Source organism: Janthinobacterium sp. PC23-8 (assembly GCF_002250505.1).
Taxonomy (GTDB): Bacteria; Pseudomonadota; Gammaproteobacteria; order Burkholderiales; family Burkholderiaceae_D; genus Janthinobacterium.
On record NZ_NJGY01000003.1, the window covers coordinates 57,965 to 78,361 of the forward strand.

Annotated in this window: 20 protein-coding genes and 2 tRNA genes; 13 read left to right on the forward strand and 9 right to left on the reverse strand. The window is 63.0% G+C overall.

Going from position 1 to position 20,397, the window contains the following annotated elements:
* The first annotated feature begins 479 nt into the window (after positions 1 to 479).
* From CD932_RS19840 to CD932_RS19875, 8 genes are all read left to right on the forward strand, one after another.
* Positions 480 to 555: transfer RNA gene (locus CD932_RS19840), tRNA-Glu, on the forward strand.
* A gap of 123 nt (positions 556 to 678) precedes the next feature.
* Positions 679 to 754 (forward strand) — tRNA-Glu (locus tag CD932_RS19845).
* A gap of 158 nt (positions 755 to 912) precedes the next feature.
* Positions 913 to 2,259, forward strand: a complete 1,347-nt coding sequence (locus tag CD932_RS19850; protein ID WP_094444552.1) for an AAA family ATPase — start codon at positions 913 to 915, stop codon at positions 2,257 to 2,259.
* Positions 2,256 to 2,636: a retron system putative HNH endonuclease gene (locus tag CD932_RS19855; protein ID WP_094444553.1), complete on the forward strand. Its 381-nt coding sequence runs from the start codon at positions 2,256 to 2,258 to the stop codon at positions 2,634 to 2,636. Before CD932_RS19850 ends, CD932_RS19855 begins: the two co-directional genes overlap by 4 nt.
* Positions 2,637 to 2,690: 54 nt before the next feature.
* The gene (locus tag CD932_RS19860; protein ID WP_141213316.1) at positions 2,691 to 2,903 is read left to right on the forward strand and encodes a hypothetical protein; all 213 of its coding nucleotides are present in this window, start codon (positions 2,691 to 2,693) and stop codon (positions 2,901 to 2,903) included.
* Between the two features lie 30 nt (positions 2,904 to 2,933).
* Positions 2,934 to 4,100, forward strand: coding sequence for an elongation factor P maturation arginine rhamnosyltransferase EarP (earP, locus tag CD932_RS19865; RefSeq protein WP_094444555.1), 1,167 nt, complete (start codon positions 2,934 to 2,936; stop codon positions 4,098 to 4,100).
* Positions 4,101 to 4,235: 135 nt separating this feature from the next.
* Positions 4,236 to 4,811 carry an elongation factor P gene (locus CD932_RS19870; RefSeq protein ID WP_094444556.1) on the forward strand — a complete coding sequence of 192 codons (576 nt, stop codon included), beginning with the start codon at positions 4,236 to 4,238 and terminating at the stop codon, positions 4,809 to 4,811.
* Between the two features lie 137 nt (positions 4,812 to 4,948).
* Positions 4,949 to 5,359: a hypothetical protein gene (locus CD932_RS19875; protein WP_141213317.1), complete on the forward strand. Its 411-nt coding sequence runs from the start codon at positions 4,949 to 4,951 to the stop codon at positions 5,357 to 5,359.
* Positions 5,360 to 5,394: 35 nt separating this feature from the next.
* Here the strand turns inward: CD932_RS19875 and CD932_RS19880 are convergent, their stop codons facing one another.
* Positions 5,395 to 6,201: a helix-turn-helix domain-containing protein gene (locus CD932_RS19880; RefSeq protein WP_094444558.1), complete on the reverse strand. Its 807-nt coding sequence runs from the start codon at positions 6,199 to 6,201 to the stop codon at positions 5,395 to 5,397.
* Between the two features lie 109 nt (positions 6,202 to 6,310).
* Between CD932_RS19880 and CD932_RS19885 the strand changes: the two genes are divergently transcribed.
* Entirely contained in the window at positions 6,311 to 7,555 is a 1,245-nt protein-coding gene (locus tag CD932_RS19885) for an MFS transporter (protein WP_217907338.1), read from the forward strand.
* A 234-nt stretch (positions 7,556 to 7,789) separates the two neighbouring features.
* Positions 7,790 to 9,166 (forward strand): cysteine--tRNA ligase, encoded by a 1,377-nt coding sequence (cysS, locus tag CD932_RS19890; protein WP_094444559.1) that lies wholly within the window; start codon positions 7,790 to 7,792, stop codon positions 9,164 to 9,166.
* Here the strand turns inward: cysS and dbpA are convergent.
* From dbpA to CD932_RS19905, 3 genes are all read right to left on the reverse strand, one after another.
* Positions 9,163 to 10,581 carry an ATP-dependent RNA helicase DbpA gene (gene dbpA / locus CD932_RS19895; protein ID WP_094444560.1) on the reverse strand — a complete coding sequence of 473 codons (1,419 nt, stop codon included), beginning with the start codon at positions 10,579 to 10,581 and terminating at the stop codon, positions 9,163 to 9,165. The two genes, cysS and dbpA, sit on opposite strands and share 4 nt — an antisense overlap.
* A gap of 108 nt (positions 10,582 to 10,689) precedes the next feature.
* Positions 10,690 to 10,935, reverse strand: a complete 246-nt coding sequence (locus CD932_RS19900) for a hypothetical protein (protein WP_094444561.1) — start codon at positions 10,933 to 10,935, stop codon at positions 10,690 to 10,692.
* A gap of 220 nt (positions 10,936 to 11,155) precedes the next feature.
* A complete protein-coding gene (locus CD932_RS19905) occupies positions 11,156 to 12,814 on the reverse strand; it encodes an acid phosphatase (protein WP_094445272.1) in 1,659 nt (552 codons plus the stop codon).
* A 190-nt stretch (positions 12,815 to 13,004) separates the two neighbouring features.
* Between CD932_RS19905 and CD932_RS19910 the strand changes: the two genes are divergently transcribed.
* A complete protein-coding gene (locus tag CD932_RS19910) occupies positions 13,005 to 13,544 on the forward strand; it encodes an SPOR domain-containing protein (RefSeq protein ID WP_141213318.1) in 540 nt (179 codons plus the stop codon).
* Here CD932_RS19910 and CD932_RS19915 read toward each other — a convergent pair.
* Positions 13,537 to 13,815: a DUF6150 family protein gene (locus CD932_RS19915; RefSeq protein WP_094444563.1), complete on the reverse strand. Its 279-nt coding sequence runs from the start codon at positions 13,813 to 13,815 to the stop codon at positions 13,537 to 13,539. The two genes, CD932_RS19910 and CD932_RS19915, sit on opposite strands and share 8 nt — an antisense overlap.
* A 425-nt stretch (positions 13,816 to 14,240) precedes the next feature.
* On the opposite strand from CD932_RS19915, the gene CD932_RS19920 reads away from it, so the two are divergent.
* A complete protein-coding gene (locus tag CD932_RS19920; RefSeq protein ID WP_094442825.1) occupies positions 14,241 to 15,263 on the forward strand; it encodes an IS110 family transposase in 1,023 nt (340 codons plus the stop codon).
* A gap of 285 nt (positions 15,264 to 15,548) precedes the next feature.
* A complete protein-coding gene (locus CD932_RS19925; protein WP_094444564.1) occupies positions 15,549 to 15,902 on the forward strand; it encodes a hypothetical protein in 354 nt (117 codons plus the stop codon).
* A gap of 25 nt (positions 15,903 to 15,927) precedes the next feature.
* On the opposite strand, the gene CD932_RS19930 is transcribed toward CD932_RS19925, so the two are convergent.
* The 4 genes from CD932_RS19930 to tssA form a co-directional block, all read right to left on the reverse strand.
* The gene (locus tag CD932_RS19930) at positions 15,928 to 16,356 is read right to left on the reverse strand and encodes a hypothetical protein (RefSeq protein ID WP_141213319.1); all 429 of its coding nucleotides are present in this window, start codon (positions 16,354 to 16,356) and stop codon (positions 15,928 to 15,930) included.
* Between the two features lie 143 nt (positions 16,357 to 16,499).
* The gene (locus CD932_RS19935) at positions 16,500 to 18,602 is read right to left on the reverse strand and encodes a GNAT family N-acetyltransferase (RefSeq protein ID WP_094444566.1); all 2,103 of its coding nucleotides are present in this window, start codon (positions 18,600 to 18,602) and stop codon (positions 16,500 to 16,502) included.
* A gap of 34 nt (positions 18,603 to 18,636) precedes the next feature.
* Positions 18,637 to 19,224 (reverse strand): hypothetical protein, encoded by a 588-nt coding sequence (locus CD932_RS19940; RefSeq protein ID WP_141213320.1) that lies wholly within the window; start codon positions 19,222 to 19,224, stop codon positions 18,637 to 18,639.
* A 35-nt stretch (positions 19,225 to 19,259) separates the two neighbouring features.
* Positions 19,260 to 20,390, reverse strand: coding sequence for a type VI secretion system protein TssA (gene tssA / locus CD932_RS19945; RefSeq protein ID WP_176461070.1), 1,131 nt, complete (start codon positions 20,388 to 20,390; stop codon positions 19,260 to 19,262).
* Positions 20,391 to 20,397 lie beyond the last annotated feature (7 nt).

Consider the following 20,397-nt stretch of genomic DNA (forward strand, 5'->3'; position numbering starts at 1 on the left):
AAATAGCGCAGAAAGCACATAGTAATCAAAGTCGCCCTTGGCGGCTTTTTTTGTTTATAGAAGATATTCCCGCCATACCCCTCGGGAGAGTGTGGCCAAGCTGTTAGCGCGCTTGCATGGCATGCAAGAGGTCAGCGGTTAGCTCCCGCCAACCTCCACCAAATAGCGCAGAAAGCACATAGTAATCAAAGTCGCCTTGAGCGGCTTTTTTACGTCTGTGCATCAGGCGTAGGTCGGATTAGCGGCAGGCGTAATCCGACAATACCACCGACCCAGATCAAAATCCCTGTCCATGCAAAGTCCCGTCTTTTTCCGATGCGATCTTCTGCCTTCATAGGGAGACTCGGCAAATAAAATGGAAAATAAAGCCTCCGTCAGTTGATTTCGCGAATCACCCCGTGCTATACTTCGCGCACGCTTTTTTGAGGGGCCAGACAAGGTCTTCAAAGAAGAGTCCGCTGAGAGTAATGCCAGCACAGGTCCCCATCGTCTAGAGGCCTAGGACATCACCCTTTCACGGTGAGTACAGGGGTTCGAATCCCCTTGGGGACGCCAGGATTTTAGTAGTAAAGTAACTGCAGTGCTGAACGGGCCTGACAAGTCAGGCTTTTTTTGTTTCTGCAAGGTTGCGGTAGTACCGGGTCGGGATGCGTTGTTGAGCATTCAGGACAGATTTCTGTCCCCATCGTCTAGAGGCCTAGGACATCACCCTTTCACGGTGAGTACAGGGGTTCGAATCCCCTTGGGGACGCCAGACCGGCTGATTCAGCCAACAAAAAAGCCGCCTGGTCACAGTGCGGCTTTTTTGTTTTGGCGCGCGCTTTCCTGCGGCCTTCTTCCCGATACTATAATGAATGCTGATGCCTGGCACCGATGCCGACACCGGCTTGACGCACCTACAGAGACACGCTCATGAAGATCGCCACCGTTCGATTGGAGAACTACCGTCGTTACAGCGACCTGACAATCAATTTCAACGCGCACTTCAATGTGCTCGCCGGTGTCAACGGTAGTGGCAAGACCACGATATTGAATGCCCTCTGCGAAACCTTTACGGGTTTCACGCAATTTCTTCAAGTTAAAAGTCCCGCTATCCTGAAAGATGCCGGACTGGCGCGCTTGCAGGCTGTGTCGAACGGCCATCAGCTTCGCTTTGAGCCTCAGTATCCACTGAAGGTGCAGATGTGGGGGGAAACCTTCAATCAATCTGTTCGCTGGGGCGTGAAAAAGGAGACAGTTATTGCGGTGGCGGAAGTGGATCACTTGGTGTCCGGCAACGGGCGCAATGGAGGCGGCTACGAACCACCGTCCAGTATTTTGCCTGCGCATTTGGCCAGGGATATCAGTCGTGAGCTTATGGCGGGGGAATCTCAGCAAACCCTGCCTCTGCTCTTGTTCTATCGCGCCAGACGCAGCTGGGACCAGGGCCAGCCCGATGAGTTGCACGCCGCGCAAGAGCGCAACTCGCGCTTCGATGCCTACAGCAGCTGGTGGGATGCGTCGCTAGCCGCCTCGTCGCTGCAAAGCTGGGTGATAGGGAAATGCCTGGAGCGCTATCAAAAATCATCGGAATCGGGCATCGCTTTCGATGCGATTGATGACGATGAGCTGGCCCTGGTCAATGGTGCATTGGCAGCCGTGTTTCCAGGCTACAAAGGGTTGCGTTATGACATGAAGCAGCGCACCCTGTTTTTGGAAAAAAATGAGGCCTTTGAACCGGCTTCGCCGTTTTCCAATCTCAGCGATGGGCAGAAATCCGTGGTCGGCCTGCTGGTCGATATGGCACGCCGTATGTGCCTGCTCAATCCGCATTTGGGCGATGCGGTCATGCGCGATACGCCAGGGGTAGTCCTGATCGATGAGCTTGACATGCACCTGCACCCACGCTGGCAACGCGATCTCACGCGCGGCTTGCAGCAGGCATTTCCGTCCTTGCAGTTTATCGTGTCCAGCCATTCGCCCCAGGTACTGGGAGAGTTGCAGCCGGAGCAAATTATTTTGCTCAACGTCGAGGGAACAGCGCATCCCGAGGCGAGCTACGGACTCGATTCAAGCAAGATACTGGAAGAGGTGATGGATGCTCCCGTGTGCGCTGAAATGGTCGAGGAAAAGCTGACGCAGCTTTTCGAGGCGCTGGCGCGCAATGAGATCGCCGTGGCGCGCGACCATATCGCCACCCTGTCCGCGCTTGCACCCAAGCTGCCTGAAATCGGACGCGCCAAGGCCATCATTAGCCGCAAGGAAATCATTGGCCGATGAAACATGTAGTCAAAGGGCTGGCGCCACCAGCGTTCGAACAATGGAAGGTCCAGGGTGACGAGGGATGGGCGCCTGCCTATGGTGACTTGCAGCAGCCCGAAAAGGGGGAATTGCATGCTGCGCTAATGAAAGAGCAGGGCTGGGTATGCTGCTACTGCGGCCAGCAGGCAGGAAAGGCCGACAGTCATATCGAGCACTATCGGCCGCAAAACAGGTATCCGGCACTGGATCTCGATTACGCCAATCTGTTTTGCTCTTGCAATACGCTCATTGAGTCACGCTTCCCGTTGCACTGTGGGCAAGCGAAAGGCGGAAAGTTTGATGAGGCGCTGCATATTGCGCCATCCGATCCTGGCTGCGAGCAGCGTTTTCTGTAAGCCGCCGACGGCCAGATTTTGCCGGCAGCTCCGGGCGATAAAGCCGCGATCTACATGAGAGATTTGCTCTCCCTGGACGGAAAGTACTTGCGTAATCGACGTGAAGAGGTCTTGATAGGCTTGTTCCCTGATGGCTTCTCCTTCTCGATTGACGAACTGACGGCTCTTTGCTCTGCATATCGCCAGCCCGACGCAGACGGCAAGATGAAGGATCTGGCACATGTCATTGTGCGTTACGCCGAACAAATGCTGGCATCAATGGCATAATCGCGGCCTTCATCTGTGCTTCGGTTTCCCATGCCCCTCAATAATATAGCCAGTACCTCGCTCGCCATCTTCTGCAAAGTCGTCGACAACTACGGCGATATCGGCATCTGCTGGCGCCTGGCGCGCCAGTTGCAGCTTGAATACGGCGTGATCGTTACCTTGTGGGTCGATGATCTGCCCAGTTTCAAGCGCATCTGCCCGCAAATCGAGGTGACAGCGGATGTCCAGCAGGCGGCGGGCGTGACGGTTCGGCACTGGCGCGACCAGGCAGGCCTTTTTACACCTGAAGAAACTGCCGATATCGTCATCGAATTTTTTGCCTGCGATATTCCCCCCGGGTATATCGCCGCGATGGCGCAGCGCCAGGTTCAGCCTGCATGGCTGAACCTGGAAGGCTTGAGTGCCGAAGAGTGGGTCGAGGGCTGCCACAAGCTGACCTCGCCGCGTCACGGCATGATCAAGCATTTTTTCTTTCCGGGCTTTACCGATCAAACCGGCGGGCTGCTGCGCGAGGCGGGGCTCGAGGAACGGCGCCGGCAGTTCCAGGCCGATCCGGCGGCAATGCTGGTCTTTCTGGCGCAATTCGGCGTCACCGCGCAGGAAATGGCGGCGACGCGGGTGTCACTGTTCTGCTACCCGCATGCGCCGGTGGCCGAGCTGCTGGCCGGCTGGCAAGATGGTGGCGAGCCCATCGTCTGCCTGGTGCCGGAAGGCGTGGCGTTCGACGCCGTGAGCGGCTTTATCGGCGCCGATGCCGTCGCGGGAGCATGGCGCACGCAAGGCGCCTTGACCGTGCGCGTGCTGCCGTTCGTGCCGCAGGACGATTACGACCAGCTGTTGTGGGCTTGCGACTTCAACTTCGTGCGCGGCGAGGACTCGTTCGTGCGCGCGCAATGGGCCGGCAAGCCGTTTATCTGGCATATCTATCCGCAGGATGAAAACCTGCATCACGTCAAATTGCGCGCCTTTTTGCGGCGCTACGCGCTCGACGCCGATGGCGCCATCGCCAGCCTGGTCGAGGCCAGCGAACACTGGAATGGCGCCTGTGCGTTTGAGGCTGGCTGGACCGGGCTGTGGCCTGCCTTGCGCGCGGCGTTGCCGCGCATGACGGCCAGGGCAGGGCATTGGCACGCGCAGATGCGGGGCAATGGCGACCTGGCAGGCAACCTGCTGTCGTTTGCGCGCTTGCCAGGATAGGCGCTGGCCCGAAATTGAGGTAAAATGCGCGGTTATTTCTGACAAATTTTAAACCGATCAAACGCAAGCCTGCGGCGCCGATGGCGCACCGGCGGCAGATGGTCTTCATGCAACCCACTTTTTACGTACACTTCTATGAAACCCGCAAAAGAAATTCGTGTTGGCAATATCATCATGGTCGACAGCAAGCCTATGATCGTGTTGCGTTCTGATGTCAACGGTTCGAGCCGCACGGGCTTCACCTACAAATGGAAGATGAAAAATCTTCTGACGAATACCCCGATGGAAAACGTGTTCCGTGGCGACGACAAGTTCGACGTGGTGGTGCTGGATAAAAAGCCGGTGACCTACTCGTACTTCGCCGACCCGCTGTTCGTGTTCATGGACACCGAATACAACCAGTACGAAATCGAAGAAGAAAATCTGGGCGAAGCGCTGCACTACCTGAAAGACGGCATGGAATGCGAAGCCATTTTCTACGATGGCAAGGCCATCTCGGTTGAACTGCCAACCACCATCGCGCGCCAGGTCGTGTACTCCGAGCCTGCGGTCAAGGGCAACACTTCGGGCAACGTCCTGAAAGAAGCCAGGATCGAAAACGCCATCGACGCACATCGCCACACCGTGCAAGTGCCGCTGTTCGTGGCACAAGACGACGTGATCGAAATCGACACCCGCACCAACGAATACAAGCGCGTCGTACGTAACTGATACGCCACCTGCCGTTCCAGAAAAGCGCCATCTTCGGATGGCGCTTTTTTTTGTGAATTTAATTCTTTCTAATAACATTTTTATGCAAGCGCTGCTATGCTGTAAACTTGTTTTATTTTCAGCGTACACTGACCTCCATGCTTGCCACCTTGCTGCTCAGCGCCGCCGTGACTGCCGCTCCCCTTGCTTTCGATGAAACGCAGCTGTCTGGCAGCTGGGCCGAAAGCGTCAACGCCAACAGTGTCTGCGATGGAGCGCGACGATTTTCGCGCATGCAATTGTCCGACGACCGACAGAAGCTGACCATCTTCAACGATCGTACCTGGGTCAGCACACTGGGCGAAACCAACCGCTTTGCCGCCACCGTGCTGGCGGAAACGGAACACAGCCTGACCTTGCGCTATGACAATGAGACCCGCCTTGCGGCCGACGGCAAGCTGGTGGAGTGGCAACTGATCTTTATCGCGCCCGGCGTGTTCCGCTGGCGCGAGGTGCATTGGCCAGAAGGCAAGGTCAATGGGGTGGTCGGCGTGCGCTGCTCGCTGTAAGGTTTGCTCCGCTCGGGCCGCTGGTGCTGCCTGGCTCAGAGCTGGCTGGCACCGCGCCATTCGCTCAGGTAGTGCTGGGGCGTGCGCCCGAGGATGCGGCGGAACATGGCGGAAAAGGCGCTGGGGCTGGCGTAGCCGAGGGCAGAGGCGATGGCGGCCACGCCTTCGCCACGGTCGAGCCGGCAAAACGCTTCGGCCAGATGCACCTGTTGCAGCCATTGCCGGTAGTGCAGGCCGGTCTCGCGCGGAAACAAACGGATCAGGGTGCGCGCGCTGGCGCCCACATCCTGCGCCCAGTCTTCGATGCTGCGCCGGCTGCCCGGGGCGGCCATGATGGCGGTGCACACGGCCACCAGACGCCGGTCGCGCGGCCAGGGGATGGCGATCGGCACCGTGTCGGCCAGCGCCAGTTCCGACAAAATCAGGCTGGCCAGCCAGCCGCCGCGTCCATCGACCTCGTACAGCACCGGTTGCCCGAGCAGCGCCAGGATCAGCTCGCGCAGCAAGCGGCTCACTTCCACCACCTTGCAGGCGTCGCCGAACACGGCGGCGGCCTGCGCATCGATATAGATGGTGCGCATGCTGAGCGCGCTCAAAATATCGAGTTCATGCACCACGCCGACGGGAATCAGCAAGGCCCGGCGCGGCGGCAAGATCCAGACGCCATGCTCGGTGCTCACGCGCATCACGCCTTCGGTGGCGAACAGCAGCTGCGCCCTGACGTGGCTGTGCGGCGCAGTATGAGCCGCGGCACTGTATTGCCTGGACAATACCGTCACGGGCCGCGGCACATGCTGGTAGTCAAGGGCGTTGATGCTGCGGGTAGTAGGCAGGGGCGGCATGGCAGTTTGTCACTTGCGCGACGATTATTGGAAGTAATCAATTCAACGCCCATACTATACTGGCTTTCCTGCCGGCCCATACCAGGGGCTGGACGACCTTGAGAACACCATGCATACCACCACCGATACCCTTGCCATGCCTGCCGCTCCTGCGGCGGCCAAGACCATTTCACCTTCGCAGCAGCAGTCCGGCCTGGCCATGCACATCCTGGGCGCCGTCGCCTTCGTGCACCTGCTCAATGACCTGATCCAGGCGCTGCTGCCGTCGATTTACCCGATGCTCAAGGCCGAGTTTGCCCTGAGCTTTACCCAGGTCGGCCTGATCACCCTGACCTTCCAGTGCACGGCTTCGCTGTTGCAGCCGTGGATCGGCCTGTACACCGATCGCCGCCCCTTGCCGTTTTTGCTGCCGGTCGGCATGTGTTTTACCCTGGCGGGCGTCCTGATGCTGTCCATCGTCTCGACTTTCCCAACGTTGCTGATCGCCTCGGGCCTGATCGGCGTCGGTTCCTCGACCTTTCACCCGGAAGCGTCGCGCGTGGCGCGCATGGCCTCGGGCGGGCGCTACGGCTTTGCGCAGTCGCTGTTCCAGGTGGGCGGCAATGTCGGTTCGGCGCTGGGACCGCTGCTGGCGGCGTTTGTTATCGTCGGCCGTGGCCAGGGCAATATCGCCTGGTTCAGCTTGCTTGCCGTGCTGGCCATCGTTGTGCTCTACGGCGTCAGCCGCTGGTACAGCGGCCACCTGGCCAGCTACAAGCCCAAAGCGGGCGGCCACGGCCCCGACCTGTCGCGCAACAAGGTGTTGGGTGCGCTGGGCGTGCTGGCGCTGCTGGTGTTCTCCAAATACGTCTACATGGCCAGCCTGTCGAGCTATTACACGTTTTACCTGATCGACAAATTCCACCTGACCATCGGCGCGGCCCAGCTCTATCTGTTCCTGTTTTTGGCGGCGGTGGCGGCCGGCACCTTCATGGGCGGCCCGATCGGCGACCGCATCGGCCGCAAGCGCGTGATCTGGATCTCGATCCTCGGCACCGCGCCTTTTACCTTGCTGCTGCCGTATGTGGACCTGTTCTGGACCGCCGTGCTGACAGTGATCATCGGCTTCGTGATCTCGTCCGCGTTCTCCGCCATCGTCGTGTTTGCGCAGGAGCTGGTGCCGGGCAAGGTCGGCATGATCGCCGGCATTTTCTTTGGTTTGATGTTCGGCGTGTCCGGCATCGCGGCCGCCGCCATGGGCCATATCGCCGATATCGCCGGCATCGCCCATGTCTACCAGCTCTGTTCCTACCTGCCGCTGCTGGGCATCCTGACGGTGCTGCTGCCGCATATCGAACAGGCGCCGAAAAAATAGACGGGCTTCGGCGGGCTTGACGGCCCGCCGGCGTCCATGCGATTATCAATGCCATGAACTTCTCCATCCTCTTTCCAGTCACTGCTTCCGGCGCCGCTGCTGTGCTGTGTCGTTGTACCTGGCCTCGCGAGGATGCGGCCCGGCGCCGTTAAATCTTTACTCCTCATTCGATGGCCACAGTGTTGACAAACCTGTGGCCATTTTCTTTTTCCGAAGCACTTGTGAAAGCCCCGCATGACACTTCATTTGTATGACACGTACAGCCGCAGCCTGCGACCGTTTGTCGCCATCGAAGAGGGCAAGGCCGGCCTGTACGCCTGCGGCCCGACCGTCTACGACTACGCCCACCTGGGCAACCTGCGCACCTATCTGTTCGTCGATGGCCTGCGCCGCGCGCTGGCCTTCAACGGTATGGAGGTGCGCCACGTGATGAATATCACCGACGTCGGCCACCTGACGTCGGACGCCGATACCGGCGACGACAAGCTCGAAGCGCGCAGCGCCCGCAGCGGCAAGTCTAGCTGGGACCTGGCCGCGCAATTCACGCAGGCGTTTGAAAGCGACCTGGCCTTGCTGAATATTTTGCCGCCCACCGTCTGGTGCCGCGCCACCGACCATATCGTTGAACAGATCGCGTTTATCCGCGACCTGGAAGCGAAGGGTTTTACGTATCGCACGCAAGACGGCATTTATTTCGACACCACCCGCCAGCCGGACTACGGCCGGCTGGCGCGCCTCAACCGCGACGGCCTGCAGGCGGGCAAACGCGTGGAGCTGGGCGACAAGCGCGATATCTGCGACTTTGCGCTCTGGAAGTTCAGCGGCACGCCGGGCCAGCGGCAGATGGAATGGGACAGCCCCTGGGGCCTGGGCTTTCCGGGCTGGCATATCGAATGCTCGGCGATGGCCGAAAAACACCTGGGCGCGTATTTTGACCTCCATTGCGGCGGCGAAGACCATGTGGCGGTCCACCACAGCAACGAGATCGCGCAGACCCAGGCGCGCCACGGCACGCGCCTGGCCAACTTCTGGCTGCATGGCGCCTTTCTGAAAACGCAGGACGCGAAGATGTCGAAGTCGTCCGGCGACTTTCTGCGCCTGCAAAGCCTGGTCGAGCAGGGCGTTGACCCGCTGGCCTACCGCTATCTGTGCCTGGGCGCCCACTACCGCAGCAGCCTCAATTTCAGCGACGAGGCTTTGCTTGCGGCGGCCAGCGGTTTATCCCGATTGCGTACGCTGGTGCATGGACTGGGGCAGGCTTCCGGCGACGCCGATGCCGCGTGGCTGGCGCGTTTTGCAGCACCGCTCAACGACGACCTGAACTATCCGCGCGCGCTGGCGGTGCTGTGGGAGCTGCTGAAAAGCGCGCTGCCCGATGGGGTCAAAAAAGCCACCGTGCTGCGCATCGATGATGCGCTGGGACTGGACCTGGCGCGCTGGCAGCCGGTGGTGGTCGAGGTGCCGCAACAGGTGCGGGCGTGGATCGCGCAGCGCGAACAAGCACGCCGGGAGCGGCGCTGGGGCGACGCCGACGGCTTGCGGGTTCTGGTGCGCGAGGCCGGGTATGAGATCGACGATACCGCGCATGGCGCCAATGCGCGCAGGGTTTAAGCGTCGATAAAGCGCATCTTGAAGCTGCGCCCCTTGATATTGCCAAAATCGCGGCCCAGCGAGTTGCCGTTGTTCAGGCGCTTGAAGGCCGCTTCGGCCACCGTGCGCTCCAGCGCCACATAGGTCATGAACTCGAACACATTGATCTTGCCCACCTGCTCCTTGGTGAGTTTGGCGTCGCCGGTAAGGGCTCCCAGGAGGTCGCCCGGGCGCAGCTTGTCCTTCTTGCCGCCCATGATGCACAGGGTCACCATCGGCGCCGGCAGGGCCTCGATGCCATCGTCCTCGGGCAGCTCCTTCAGCGCGTGCCATTCGACGGCGCTGTTCTGGTACTGTTCGATCAGCTTGACCCATTTCTTTTCGTTCGGCGCGCACAGCGACAGGGCCAGGCCCTTCTTGCTGCCGCGGCCAGTGCGGCCGATGCGGTGGATATGCACTTCCGTGTCTTTCGATACGTCGACGTTGATCACCGCGCCCAGGTCCGAGATATCGAGGCCGCGCGCGGCGACGTCGGTGGCCACCAGGATCGAGCAGCTGCGGTTGGCGAACAGCACCAGGATTTCATCGCGCTCGCGCTGTTCCAGTTCGCCGTACAGGGCCAGGGCCGAAAAGCCCTGCTGGCGCAGTTCGTCGGCCAGTTCGCGGCAATGCACCTTGGTGTTGCAGAAGGCGAGCGTCGATTCCGGCTTGAAGTGCTTGAGCAGCTTGCCGACGGCGCTATTGCGCTCGTCGAAGCCGATTTCATAGAAGCGCTGTTCGATCTTGTCGTTGTCGTGCTGCGCCTCTACCGTCACTTCCAGCGGATTGATCAGGAACGAGGCGGTGGCGCGGCGGATGTCTTCCGGATAGGTGGCCGAGAACAGCAGGGTCTGGCGGCGCGCCGGGCAGGCGCTGACGATGCCGGCGATTTCTTCGTAAAAGCCCATGTCGGTCATGCGGTCGGCCTCGTCGAGCACCAGCGTCTGCACGTGGCTCAAATTGATGGTGCCGCGGCCCAGGTGGTCGCGCAAACGGCCCGGCGTGCCGACCACGATATGGGCGCCGTGTTCGAGCGAAGCGATTTGCGGGCGCATCGGCGCGCCGCCCGTCAGGGTCAGGATCTTGATATTGCCGGCCGCGCGCGCCAGGCGGCGCAGCTCGTTGGCCACCTGGTCGGCCAGTTCGCGCGTCGGGCACAGCACCAGGCCCTGCACGGCGAACCAGGCGGGATTGAGTTTGTGCAGGATGCCGATGCCGAAGGCGGCCGTCTTGCCGCTGCCGGTTTTCGCCTGCGCGATCAGGTCGCGCCCGTCGAGCACCGCCGGCAGGCTTTGCGCCTGGATGGTGGTCATTTCAAGGTAGCCGAGCGAGTCGAGATTGGCCAGAAAGGCGGGCGTGAGCGGCAGGCTGGAAAAAGCGGTGGTAGTGGCATTCATGGGCGGGAACCGGTAAAAAGCGGGTGGATGGGCACAGTCTACAGGCGTTCTACGCCCTTGTGCGGATGGTGGTGCGAGCCGGCGGCAAACGGCCGCCGGCGTGGGGCATTAATTATCCGGCGCCCAGATCGGCAAGCCGGTCAGGTCCAGGCCTTCGTCGCGGGTCCAGACGGGCAGGCCGGACGCATCGGTCGGCTCCAGCAATTCGAGCTGCACCTGCTTCAAGGCCGCCTTGCGCACGCGCGGGCGGCGCTGCGGTGCTGGCGCAGCCTCGGTCGCCGCCGGCGCATCTGGTGCAGGTGGCGGGCCGAAACCGGGCAGGTCGATGGTGGCGTTGTCTTTTTTATCTCTCATTTCTGAACCTCTGGTCCCGGTCGAACAAGGCCGGGGCCGGGGAGCGGACAACAATCTGTCCGCTGTATCTGTGCAAGGTACGCCCAGCCACAAAACAAAAGCCCGGCTACTGGAGTCGGGCTCATGGTGCGGCTATCGTCAGCAATACCTGTCCTGCCGATTTAAGTGCGGCACGCAGTGTATCACAGGCGTGCCGCAGCGTGGGATGCCTTATGCCGCCTCAGCGGAAGCTCAGGGCAGCCGTCAGGTCGCCCGGCGGCAGCGCGCCGCGCGCCGCAAACGCGTCATTGCGCACTTTCAGCCCTTCGAGCAGCGGCAGGTCGTGCAGGCGCGTGATCAGGCGCAGGATGGAGGTGGTGTCGTAGAAGCTGTGATCGACCGCGCCCTTTTTCGCATACGGCGAGACAAGGATGGCGGGAATGCGCGTGCCCGGACCCCAGCGGTCGCCCTTCGGCGGCGCCACGTGATCCCACCAGCCGCCGTTTTCGTCAAAGGTGATCACCACGATCATGTCCTTCCACTGCGGCGACTCCTTCAGGTGCTGGATCACGTTGGCCACGTGCTGGTCGCCCGATTCGATGTCCGAATAGCCGGCGTGCAGGTTCAGGTTGCCCTGCGGCTTGTAGAAGGTCACGGCCGGCAGCTTGCCCGCAACGGCGGCGGCCAAAAATTTGTTCGAGATCGGGCTGTCGCCGGTGCCGCCATCGCGCAGGTGTTCGGTGCGCGCAGCGGTACCGGGCGCGAATTGCCTGAAGTAGTTCAGCGGCTGGTGGTGGAACTGGAAGTTCGGTTTGTTGCCGCCGCCCTTGCTATCGAGCGCCGCCTGCCAGCCGCCGCCGTACCAGGCCCAGCTCACGCCCTTGCGCGACAGCAGGTCGCCGATGGTGTCATAGCTTTGCGGCGGCAGGGTGTTGGCGTCTTGCGGGTCGGCGAGCAAAGGGTCGCCGTCGTAGGCGGGGCGGATATAGCTGGGCTGATACGGCGGCGCCATGGTGTTGACGACATAGCCGTCCGGCGTGATGGCGCCGTCGTTGACGTATTTCGGTTTGCCGTCCAGCGCCGAGGCCGGACAGTCCCCGGCGAGCGCCAGGCGCACGCCTTGCGGGCCGTCGGACAGGACCGCGATCTTTTTCTTGGCCGCCGTATCGCGCGCGTTGAAGTATTCGTTGGCGCGGCCCGTTACCAGGAACTGGTGGTTCATGTAGGAGCCGCCAAAGGCCGCCATGAAGAAGTTGTCGCACAAGGTGTACTGTTCGGCGATCTGCCACAGGTTGAGGTTTTTCGCCGTCTCGCCGTAGTGGCCCATCACCAGGGCGCCGCTGTCGGCCCAGGCGGCAAAGCCGTCGTTCTTGCCGCCGTTGATCTGCATCTGGTTGTTGTAGAAGCGGTGCACCAGGTCGCGCGTGATGATGCTCTCGGGCAGGGGCTTGCCGGCCGCGTCGCTCAGTTTGTAGGGCGCGTTGGGCAGGCCGGCAATCTGGTCTTCCTTGATCAGGTAATCGATGCCGCCGATATTCTGCTGGTTCGGCACCAGGCCGCCCCAGATCTTCGGCAGGGTCGCCAGCGGCTGGCCGTTGCGGTCCAGTTGCCGCGCCTGTTCGGCGGTGACGGCGGACAGCGGCGCGCTGGTGCCGGGGAAGTTGGCGAACAGATTGTTGAAGCTGCGGTTTTCCAGGTAGATCACGACCACGTTCTTGACGTGCGCCTTGAGCTTGGCGTCGAGCGAGCCCTTGACCACCGACGGCCTGGGGGCCGCCATGGCCGGCAGGCCGCTGCCAGCCAGGCCCACCGCAGTGGCGGCCTGGAAGATGCGGCGGCGCGCGGGATTGGCTGGCAGGTCGGGCGACGGGGCTTGCTGGTCGTTGGGTTTCACGCGGATCTCCGGAGTAAAAATCAAAGAAGGAAATTGTAGCAGTTTGGTTTGGCTGTGCTCACCTTTGTAGCATGCCACTGGCTTGCATCAAGGCAAGGCCGGCATGTCGCTGTTTGCCGTTTTTGCATCGCTTCGACGGTATAATCGCCGGGCCGGACTGACGGCGCGGCATTTCCCTTTTCAATGGCATACTCGCATGATCGCTCGATTCGGTTTCATCTTTCTGTTGCTGGGCTTTGGCCTGCTGATGTTTGCGGCCGGCCTGCTGGCGCCCGCGTCGCTGCGCCAGCCGGTGCAGGGCTGGAGCGCGCAGCTGCTGGCGCTGGCTGGCCAGGAGGCGGCCAGGGTGCCAGCGGCCAGCGCCGCCATTGCGCCCGCCAGGAGCGCCGCCGCGCCCGCCGCTGCCGCACCAGCGGCCGCGCCACCCGTGCCGGCCGAAAGCCTGCTGCTGCCGACGCCGCTGCCGGCCAAGGGGTCTTACGGCGTGCAGGCCGGCCAGTTCGCCACGCTCGATGCGGCGCAGGCGCTGCTGCGGCAGATGCGCTCGCTCTACCTGCCGTGCATGCCGCCGATCGCGGTGGTGGACCGCACCGGCCTGCAGAGCTTTGTCGCCGCCGTCGGTCCTTACGCCAGCCTGGCCGAAGCGCGCGAGGCGCGGCGGCAGGTGGCGCAGTCCTTGCAACAGCTCACGCCGCCGCTGATTTTATTGCCGGCGGCGCCGCCAGGCGCTACCTGAAGCGGCCCTTGTAGCGGCTGGGCTTTTGCCAGCCCGCCTCGCTGTCGTTGTCGACAAAGCAGATCTTGACGTGCGCAAAACCGGCGCTGGTAAAGCACACCCAGGTAGTGGCCGCCTGTTTGTCACGCGTGATGAACCAGCGCGCGTCCCCCATGGCCAGGCCTCTGCTGCTGGCGCGGCGCACCAGCAAATCGGCCTGGCCGCGATGCGGCACCAGGGCGACCAGCACATGCGCTTCGCCCATCTGCGTCGTCTGATAAATCGTCGCCATCGCCGGTTTTTCTCTTTCTCTCTGTCTGATTTGGCTTGCCGAAAACGCCAGCAATCCGCATACTGATCCTGTCATTACAGGGGAATGAAATGGACGTCTCCCTCCTACACGAGCCGCAGCGATGAATCGAACTGAAAGCGAATTACGCGAATCGGCGGGCAACGTCCGGACGCTCTGGAGGAGCGCCGGGCATGCGCAGGGGTACGCCCTTCGGGCTACCTCGCCTTCGCTCGGCTCAAATCGCCCCTGCCGACGGATCACGAGGTGGTTGGCTTGTTTTACGTGGGGAGAATTGGCGGCCTGTGACTGGCGGCGAGATAGATGGCAGATGACGCGTGGCAAGGAGTGGGTTCTCGCTTGCCAACGGCATCAAATGTGCCAGAGTGGAAGTGCAAATAAACCACTTGAGGGAAGGAGAACCCACCATGAATTTTACCGCTTATGGCGTCGACACTGCCAAGAACGTGTTCCAGGTGTATTCGGTCAACCGAGAAACCGGAGAGGTTCTGAACAAGCAGATCAAACGGGCTAAGTTCCTGGAGTATTTCGTCAACAAGCCTGCGTGCCTGATCGGGATGGAAGCGTGCGGAGGGTCGCATCACTGGGCGCGCGCCTTGCAGGCATTGGGACACGAAGTGAGGATGATGGCGGGCAAGGCGGTCAAGGCTTTTGTCAATGGCAACAAGAACGATGCCGCCGATGCGCGCGCGATCTGGCTTGCGCTACAACAGCCGGGCGTGCGGGCTGTGGCGGTGAAGAGCGAGATGCAGCAGGCGGTGCTGTCCCTGCACCGGATGCGGCAGCAGTTGGTGAAGTTTCGCACGATGCAGAGCAACGGCTTGCGCGGTTTGCTTGGCGAGTACGGCGAAGTGATGCCGATTGGCAGGACCGCGCTGAACCGTGGCATGAAGGACGCGCTGGCGCGACTGGCTGAGCGTTTGCCTGCCCTGTTAATCGATACCCTGCGCGAACAGTGGGACATGTTGGCCCGGCTGGACCAACAGATCCTGCAGATTGAGCAGCGGCTGCTGGCATGGATGCGGCAAGACCGGGCCAGTAAGGCGATCGCCGAGATTCCAGGTGTCGGCTTGCTGACGGCGACGGCGGCGGTGGCAGCCATGGGCAACGCGAACGCGTTCAAGTCCGGGCGCGAGTTCGCCGCTTGGCTTGGTCTGGTGCCGGCGCAGACCGGAACAGGCGGCAAGGTCCGGCTGCTCGGGATCAGCAAGCGCGGCGACACTTACCTGCGCACGCTGCTTACTCATGGTGCCAGGTCAGTGCTGATGCATACCAAGGAGCCAGGCAAATGGTTGCAGGACATCGGCAAGCGCCGCCCGCCGAACGTGGTCGTGGTGGCGTTGGCGAACAAAATAGCAAGGACGATCTGGGCGCTGCTGGCGCACGATCAGAAGTACGACAAAGAACACGTCAGTCTCCGACCAGCGTAACAGCCCGGAACGAACGTAAATATCAATCAACATAAGGATGGAATGTCAAAAGGTTGCGCAAGGTATTAACGTGTGATGACAAACAGGTCAGACCGGGACTTACTAAACCTGAATGGCGAGTCGGGCACAAAGCCCGCCAGGAGAATGAGGTGTAGGTCAGCGGATTTCATCGGGGCCGGCAGGGGAGAGACCGTTGCCGCAAGGCCGGATATAGAACTGCAGCCTATCCTGTCTGGAACACACAAAAAACACCTTGGCAAACGGGAGACGTCCATATAGATCGCCATGATCAAAATCGTGCTCGGCCTGCGCCAACAGGCGCATCAGGTGGACGTGATCACGCCCAACGAGGGCGGCCGGCCCGTGCTCGGCACCTCTTCCCCGGAAGACCAGGACCGGCGCGCCACAGTGATGCGGGCCTGGGGCGTGCCGCCGTCGCCGCGCCAGCAACGCCTGGCCACGATCGACCTGCCCTTGCCGCAGCGTAGCGCCACCATCCTGGCCAGCCGCCTCGAGCCGGTGCTGCGGGCGCGGCTCGACGGCCTGGGCGCGCCCGGCAGTGCTTCGCGCCGCCATCATCAGGAAGGACAGACGGCGCCGCTGGCGCTGGCCGACATCGAACGTGGGACAGGCTCTTAGTCAACCTGGCAAATACCATTTGGCCCTACTTTTTGTTGAATACGCGCCCGGTCTTGTAGTTGGCATGATCCTGTACCCCTGCGAAGAGGGCGCCGCCCAGATTCATGACCACGCCCGTCATGCTGCGCTTGCCTTCCTGCTGCGATGATTTGCTCCAGCTCATCGCACTTTCGACGTGTGCGTAGGTATTACTCATGTCATGGTTTTCCACCTTTTTCGCGCGCGTGATGTAATTCTGAGCACGCAGCTCGGAGAGTGCGTCGCTGCCATGGCTGGCCAGATTACGATTGACTGCCTGCAGTCCTTTGGTAAATGGTTGCGTCGGCGGCGCCATACCATGATCGAGCATCGCCCGCGGCCCTGTCGGTGCGGGGCCGCCGCGATTCGATGTCAGTGCCTGATAGACCTCGGTGCTGCGTGTATATCGTTTGATTTGTTCCAGGGGATTCATCATTTGCTCCAGTCATGCATAGAGTGTGGTCATTGCGCTTGAGATTGCGGCTGTTGAAGTGCACCATGCCGCCTTATTTTTTTCCTTTCCTGCCACCCGGCTTTACCGGCGAAGTGGGTGCCTGTGACTGCCGTTTTGGCGGAGATTTACTCGATGACATGTTTGACTCCTTCGTTGTGAATGAACTGAAAGGGGCTGCCGATCGCCGCGCACAGGCTGTAAAGGCCGGCGCAGGCCTCTTCGTCGCCCTGCTGTTGGCCATCGGCGCAGGGGCGCTGCAGGAACAGCAGCGTGTCGTCCGGCGCCAGCGCCCTGGCCGGCAGGCGGGTGAAACCGAGCCGCCCCAGCGCGTGCAGCGAGCGCTGGTTGTCCAGGTAGGCTGAAGTAAACAAGCGCCGCACGCCGCGCCGCACCGCCATGTCGAACAGCAGGGCGGCGGCGCCCTGGCCGACGCCGGCGTCCTGGAAATCGGTGCCGGTCCAGAAATGGAAATAGCCGTCGGTGCCCGCGCAATGCAGGCTGACGCAGCCGGCGAAGCCCCAGCAGTCATGCATGACGGCGTAGCTGTTCAATGACGGTATTTGCTGCTCGTCGCGTATCCACGCCTGCACCTGCTCCAGCGTGTCCAGATCGGGCAGGCGCGTGAGCACGGCGATCTGTTCGTCGCGGTACTGGTACAGCAGGCTGGCCGCATGTTCCTCGCCCAGCGGTTCGAGGCGCAGGCCGGCCGCGTCCGGCTCGTGCTCGTGGAAGCAGGCACTGGCCAGGCGACGCTGCAGGCGCGCGCCGATATCGGCGGCCAGCCCGGTGACATGCGGCAGCTCCGGCGCCAGGGCGCTGGCGCGCGCCAGCAGGCCGGCCGCCACGTCGGCGCCGCCGCTGGCCGCTTCGCAGCAGGCCAGCAGATACAGTTCGCCGGCGTCGTCGCCATGCCAGTCCAGCCCCAGCCGCAGGCAGGCCTTGGCCAGGCCCCAGTGACCGAGGTGGGCCGCCAGCAGGCCGGCGTCGCGGTAGAACGGCTCGTCGCCGTCCAGCGGCAGGTAGTTGTGCCAGGTGGCGGCCAGCGCCTGCCGCCAATCGCGCCGGGCCAGGTCGCTCAGCACGGGCGGCGCGTCGAGCATGGCCTGCAGGCCCGCTTGCAATACCAGCGGGTCATGGTGCGACAGGCGCAGCAGCGCCAGCAGGGACGACGCGTTGTGGCCCGCGCCGCGTGCGGCGTCCTGCAGCGCCGGCTGTTCGTCCGGATGGGCCGCCGCCAGCGCGGCGATGATGGCGCCGGCCGCGTGCGGTGGCGCGTCGCCGGCCGCGTGCACGATCAGGCCGCCATGTTCGAGCTGCCGGCTCCAGGTCCAGGCGCCCCTGGCCTGCTGGTGCAGCCGCAGCGCATGCACGTTCAGCGGCAGGGCCGGCGCCTGGCCGCCGTCTGCCGGCCAGCAGGACGGCGGATGCAGGCCGCCCAGCCGTATCTGCTGCTCGCTGTCGCAGCCATGGTCCGCCGCCAGCAGCAGGCTGCCGCAGTTGCCGAAGCGAGCGAGCGCGTCAAGCAGCGCGCAGGCGGCCAGCGGCAGCAGCACGCAGGCGCCGCTGGCGCGCGCCAGGTAGTGCCGCAGCAAGGGCGCGGCGCCGTCCGGCAGGGCCGCCTCGTCACACACCTGCCATTGATATTCGAGCGGCCGGGCGGCCTGCGCCTCATGGCCGAAGCTCACGCGCGCTTCCCGGGGCTGTCCCTGATGCAGCCAGTACAGCTCGGACGGCAGTGTCTCGAAGCAGCCGGGCGCCAGGATTACCAGCGGATTGCCGGCATGGCGCAGCGCCATGCCTTGATGGCGCAGGCTGAGCGTGGCGCCCGCGCTGTCGAAGCGCGCCGTGTCGAAGCAGCCTTCGCTGGCCAGGTGCTGCAGATAGCCATGCTGGAGCAGGCTGGCGGCTGCTTCGTCATCGTCGCCGCAGGCTGCCAGGCAGGGCCGCAGTTCCAGGCCCGCCTCGGCCAGGCGCCGCTGCAGCGCGCCCAGCAGCAGCCAGGCCAGCTGGCCCCGGCCCGGCGCCAGGTCGAGCAGATACAGCGGGCGGGCGGCGTCGACGGCGCCGCTGGCCAGCCCCGCCTGCCAGTAGCAGACGATGGCGCCGGCCCATGCGTGCGCCAGCGCCGCGCTGGCGTGGATGGCCGGCGGCCGGCCTGGCGCCAGGCTGGAAAAACGCCGTGCCTGCGGCTGCGCCGCTGCCTGTCCCGTACTTGCCTGTGCTGCCATCGCTACTCTCCTGTCGTGGTGTCGTGGTTGCCGCTTATTCCCACAGGTGCTTGTTCTTGTACATATGATCTTCATGGGCGCGGTCTTGATCGGCTTTGAATTCGCTCTCTCCGAGGCGCACATGGGCATTGAGCGCCGTGCCACGGGGCGGGGCGGCAAACAGGTAATTGAGATACGGGCCTTTCCTGTTGTCCCTGAATCCGGCCTTGCCCTGCACATCATCCTTGTGGCCATCGAGTATGGTCGTGCCGCGGGGCAGCAGCGTCTGGAATTCCAGATGGGTGCCGATGCTGTAGCTGCGCCGAAGGCCTTTGAGATTGTCCGGCGTGAGATTCATCTTGCCCGATTTGTCACGGTCACTCACCTCCCTGCCTCCCGTGACGAAGGGCAGCAAGGTTGCTTTGATGCTTTGCGCCCGCAGGCTGCGCTGCTGTGTCGCGTAGCCAAGCGCCACCTTGTCCGCGTCGTTTCCGACGTCTTCCCTGCTGCGCCTGGTGACAACCTTGGGTTCTGACGTGTGCTGCAACGGCGTTGACCAGGCCCCCGGTGAATGGGTCTGGGTACGGGCACTGGTGGGCGGGCTGTCGAGGGTGGTTTTGGCGCTGCTGGCTGCTCTGGACATGGCGGTGCTCCTGAAAGGTATGGTTGAGGTGCTTGCTACTGGCCCTGCTCCGGCACTTCCACGCCGAGCAATTCGAAGATGCTCAGCATGCCGTTCGAGCGGATGAAGATTTCGTGATACAGCTGGGCCGTGTCGAGCCGGCCCCATTGCACGGCGCGCCGCAGCAGGTAAGGGCCGGGGCTGTGCGGTTCGAGCCGCATCAGGTATTCGCTCAGTTCGGCCAGGCGGGCGTAGGCGTCTTCGCGGTCACGGATGGGGCTGGCCCAGGCGGGCGCCGCCTGCGGCGCGGGCGCCGACGCATCTTGCGCACCGGCCGGCTCGCTGGCGGGCGCCTCGTCGCGGGTTTGGATGGGATGCACGCCGCGCTTGTGCAGTTCGCCCTCGGTAAAGGCCAGCAGCTGTTCCAGCAGGGCCGCCATGGCCGCCATGCTGGGCGCCGCGCGGGCGAAACAGCTGTCGAGCGTCTGGTCCAGCAGGGCCAGCGCCTGCAGCGCATCGGCCAGCGTGCGCCGCAACTGCTGGTAGTAGTCGGTGCCGGTGGCCGCCACGGCCTGCTGGAACACGGCCAGCGTGGTGCCTTCGAGCAGTTGCTCGCCGGACCCCGAGCGCGCCTTGATCTGTGCATTGCGGTGCGCCTGTTCCCAGTCCGACCAGCCGTACTGCGTGCCGGCCGGACTGGCCGTGACCGGCGTCAGGCGCAGCGCCGGCAGCAGCTTGGCGCTGATCCAGCTGATCTGGTTGGCGCGAAAATCGAGGTCGTCGCCGTCGGGCAGCGGATAGATGCTGTCCCAGTACCGGCCCAGCAGCAGATCGAGCAGGGTCAGGCAGGGGGCGATGGCGGCAAAGCCGTCCAGATGCAGCCGTGCTTCGAGCAGCCAGGCCACGCATTCGATATCTTTGCTCTGCCGGCACAGCACGTCGGTGGTCATGCGGCTGACGGCCGGCCAGTCGGCGCGCTTGAGCTCATGCTCCCAGGCGTCGCGCGGTGTGCTGTCGTCGTCGAAGCTGCGTGCGCGCCGGATGGCGCGGTAGACCGGGCTGTCGCGCATCCACTTGCCGGCCGGCATGTCGGGACTGACCGGCGCGAGCAGGGCGTCGAGGTCGAATTTCAAGGCCGTTTCAAAATAGCTGCTGGCGTCGTTCTGCAGGGAGGTCGGTCGGTTCATGCGATTC

Coding starts and splice junctions, on each gene's coding strand:
- CD932_RS19880 (WP_094444558.1), bottom strand. CDS start 6,201: ATGCCGCCCCTGCCTACTACCCGCAGCATCAACGCCCTTGACTACCAG.
- CD932_RS19860 (WP_141213316.1), top strand. CDS start 2,691: ATGAGAGATTTGCTCTCCCTGGACGGAAAGTACTTGCGTAATCGACGT.
- CD932_RS19910 (WP_141213318.1), top strand. CDS start 13,005: ATGATCGCTCGATTCGGTTTCATCTTTCTGTTGCTGGGCTTTGGCCTG.
- dbpA (WP_094444560.1), bottom strand. CDS start 10,581: ATGAATGCCACTACCACCGCTTTTTCCAGCCTGCCGCTCACGCCCGCC.
- CD932_RS19925 (WP_094444564.1), top strand. CDS start 15,549: ATGATCAAAATCGTGCTCGGCCTGCGCCAACAGGCGCATCAGGTGGAC.
- CD932_RS19940 (WP_141213320.1), bottom strand. CDS start 19,224: ATGTCCAGAGCAGCCAGCAGCGCCAAAACCACCCTCGACAGCCCGCCC.
- CD932_RS19920 (WP_094442825.1), top strand. CDS start 14,241: ATGAATTTTACCGCTTATGGCGTCGACACTGCCAAGAACGTGTTCCAG.
- CD932_RS19885 (WP_217907338.1), top strand. CDS start 6,311: ATGCATACCACCACCGATACCCTTGCCATGCCTGCCGCTCCTGCGGCG.
- cysS (WP_094444559.1), top strand. CDS start 7,790: ATGACACTTCATTTGTATGACACGTACAGCCGCAGCCTGCGACCGTTT.
- CD932_RS19870 (WP_094444556.1), top strand. CDS start 4,236: ATGAAACCCGCAAAAGAAATTCGTGTTGGCAATATCATCATGGTCGAC.
- CD932_RS19855 (WP_094444553.1), top strand. CDS start 2,256: ATGAAACATGTAGTCAAAGGGCTGGCGCCACCAGCGTTCGAACAATGG.
- CD932_RS19900 (WP_094444561.1), bottom strand. CDS start 10,935: ATGAGAGATAAAAAAGACAACGCCACCATCGACCTGCCCGGTTTCGGC.
- earP (WP_094444555.1), top strand. CDS start 2,934: ATGCCCCTCAATAATATAGCCAGTACCTCGCTCGCCATCTTCTGCAAA.
- CD932_RS19850 (WP_094444552.1), top strand. CDS start 913: ATGAAGATCGCCACCGTTCGATTGGAGAACTACCGTCGTTACAGCGAC.
- CD932_RS19875 (WP_141213317.1), top strand. CDS start 4,949: ATGCTTGCCACCTTGCTGCTCAGCGCCGCCGTGACTGCCGCTCCCCTT.
- CD932_RS19935 (WP_094444566.1), bottom strand. CDS start 18,602: ATGGCAGCACAGGCAAGTACGGGACAGGCAGCGGCGCAGCCGCAGGCA.
- CD932_RS19930 (WP_141213319.1), bottom strand. CDS start 16,356: ATGATGAATCCCCTGGAACAAATCAAACGATATACACGCAGCACCGAG.
- CD932_RS19915 (WP_094444563.1), bottom strand. CDS start 13,815: ATGGCGACGATTTATCAGACGACGCAGATGGGCGAAGCGCATGTGCTG.
- tssA (WP_176461070.1), bottom strand. CDS start 20,390: ATGAACCGACCGACCTCCCTGCAGAACGACGCCAGCAGCTATTTTGAA.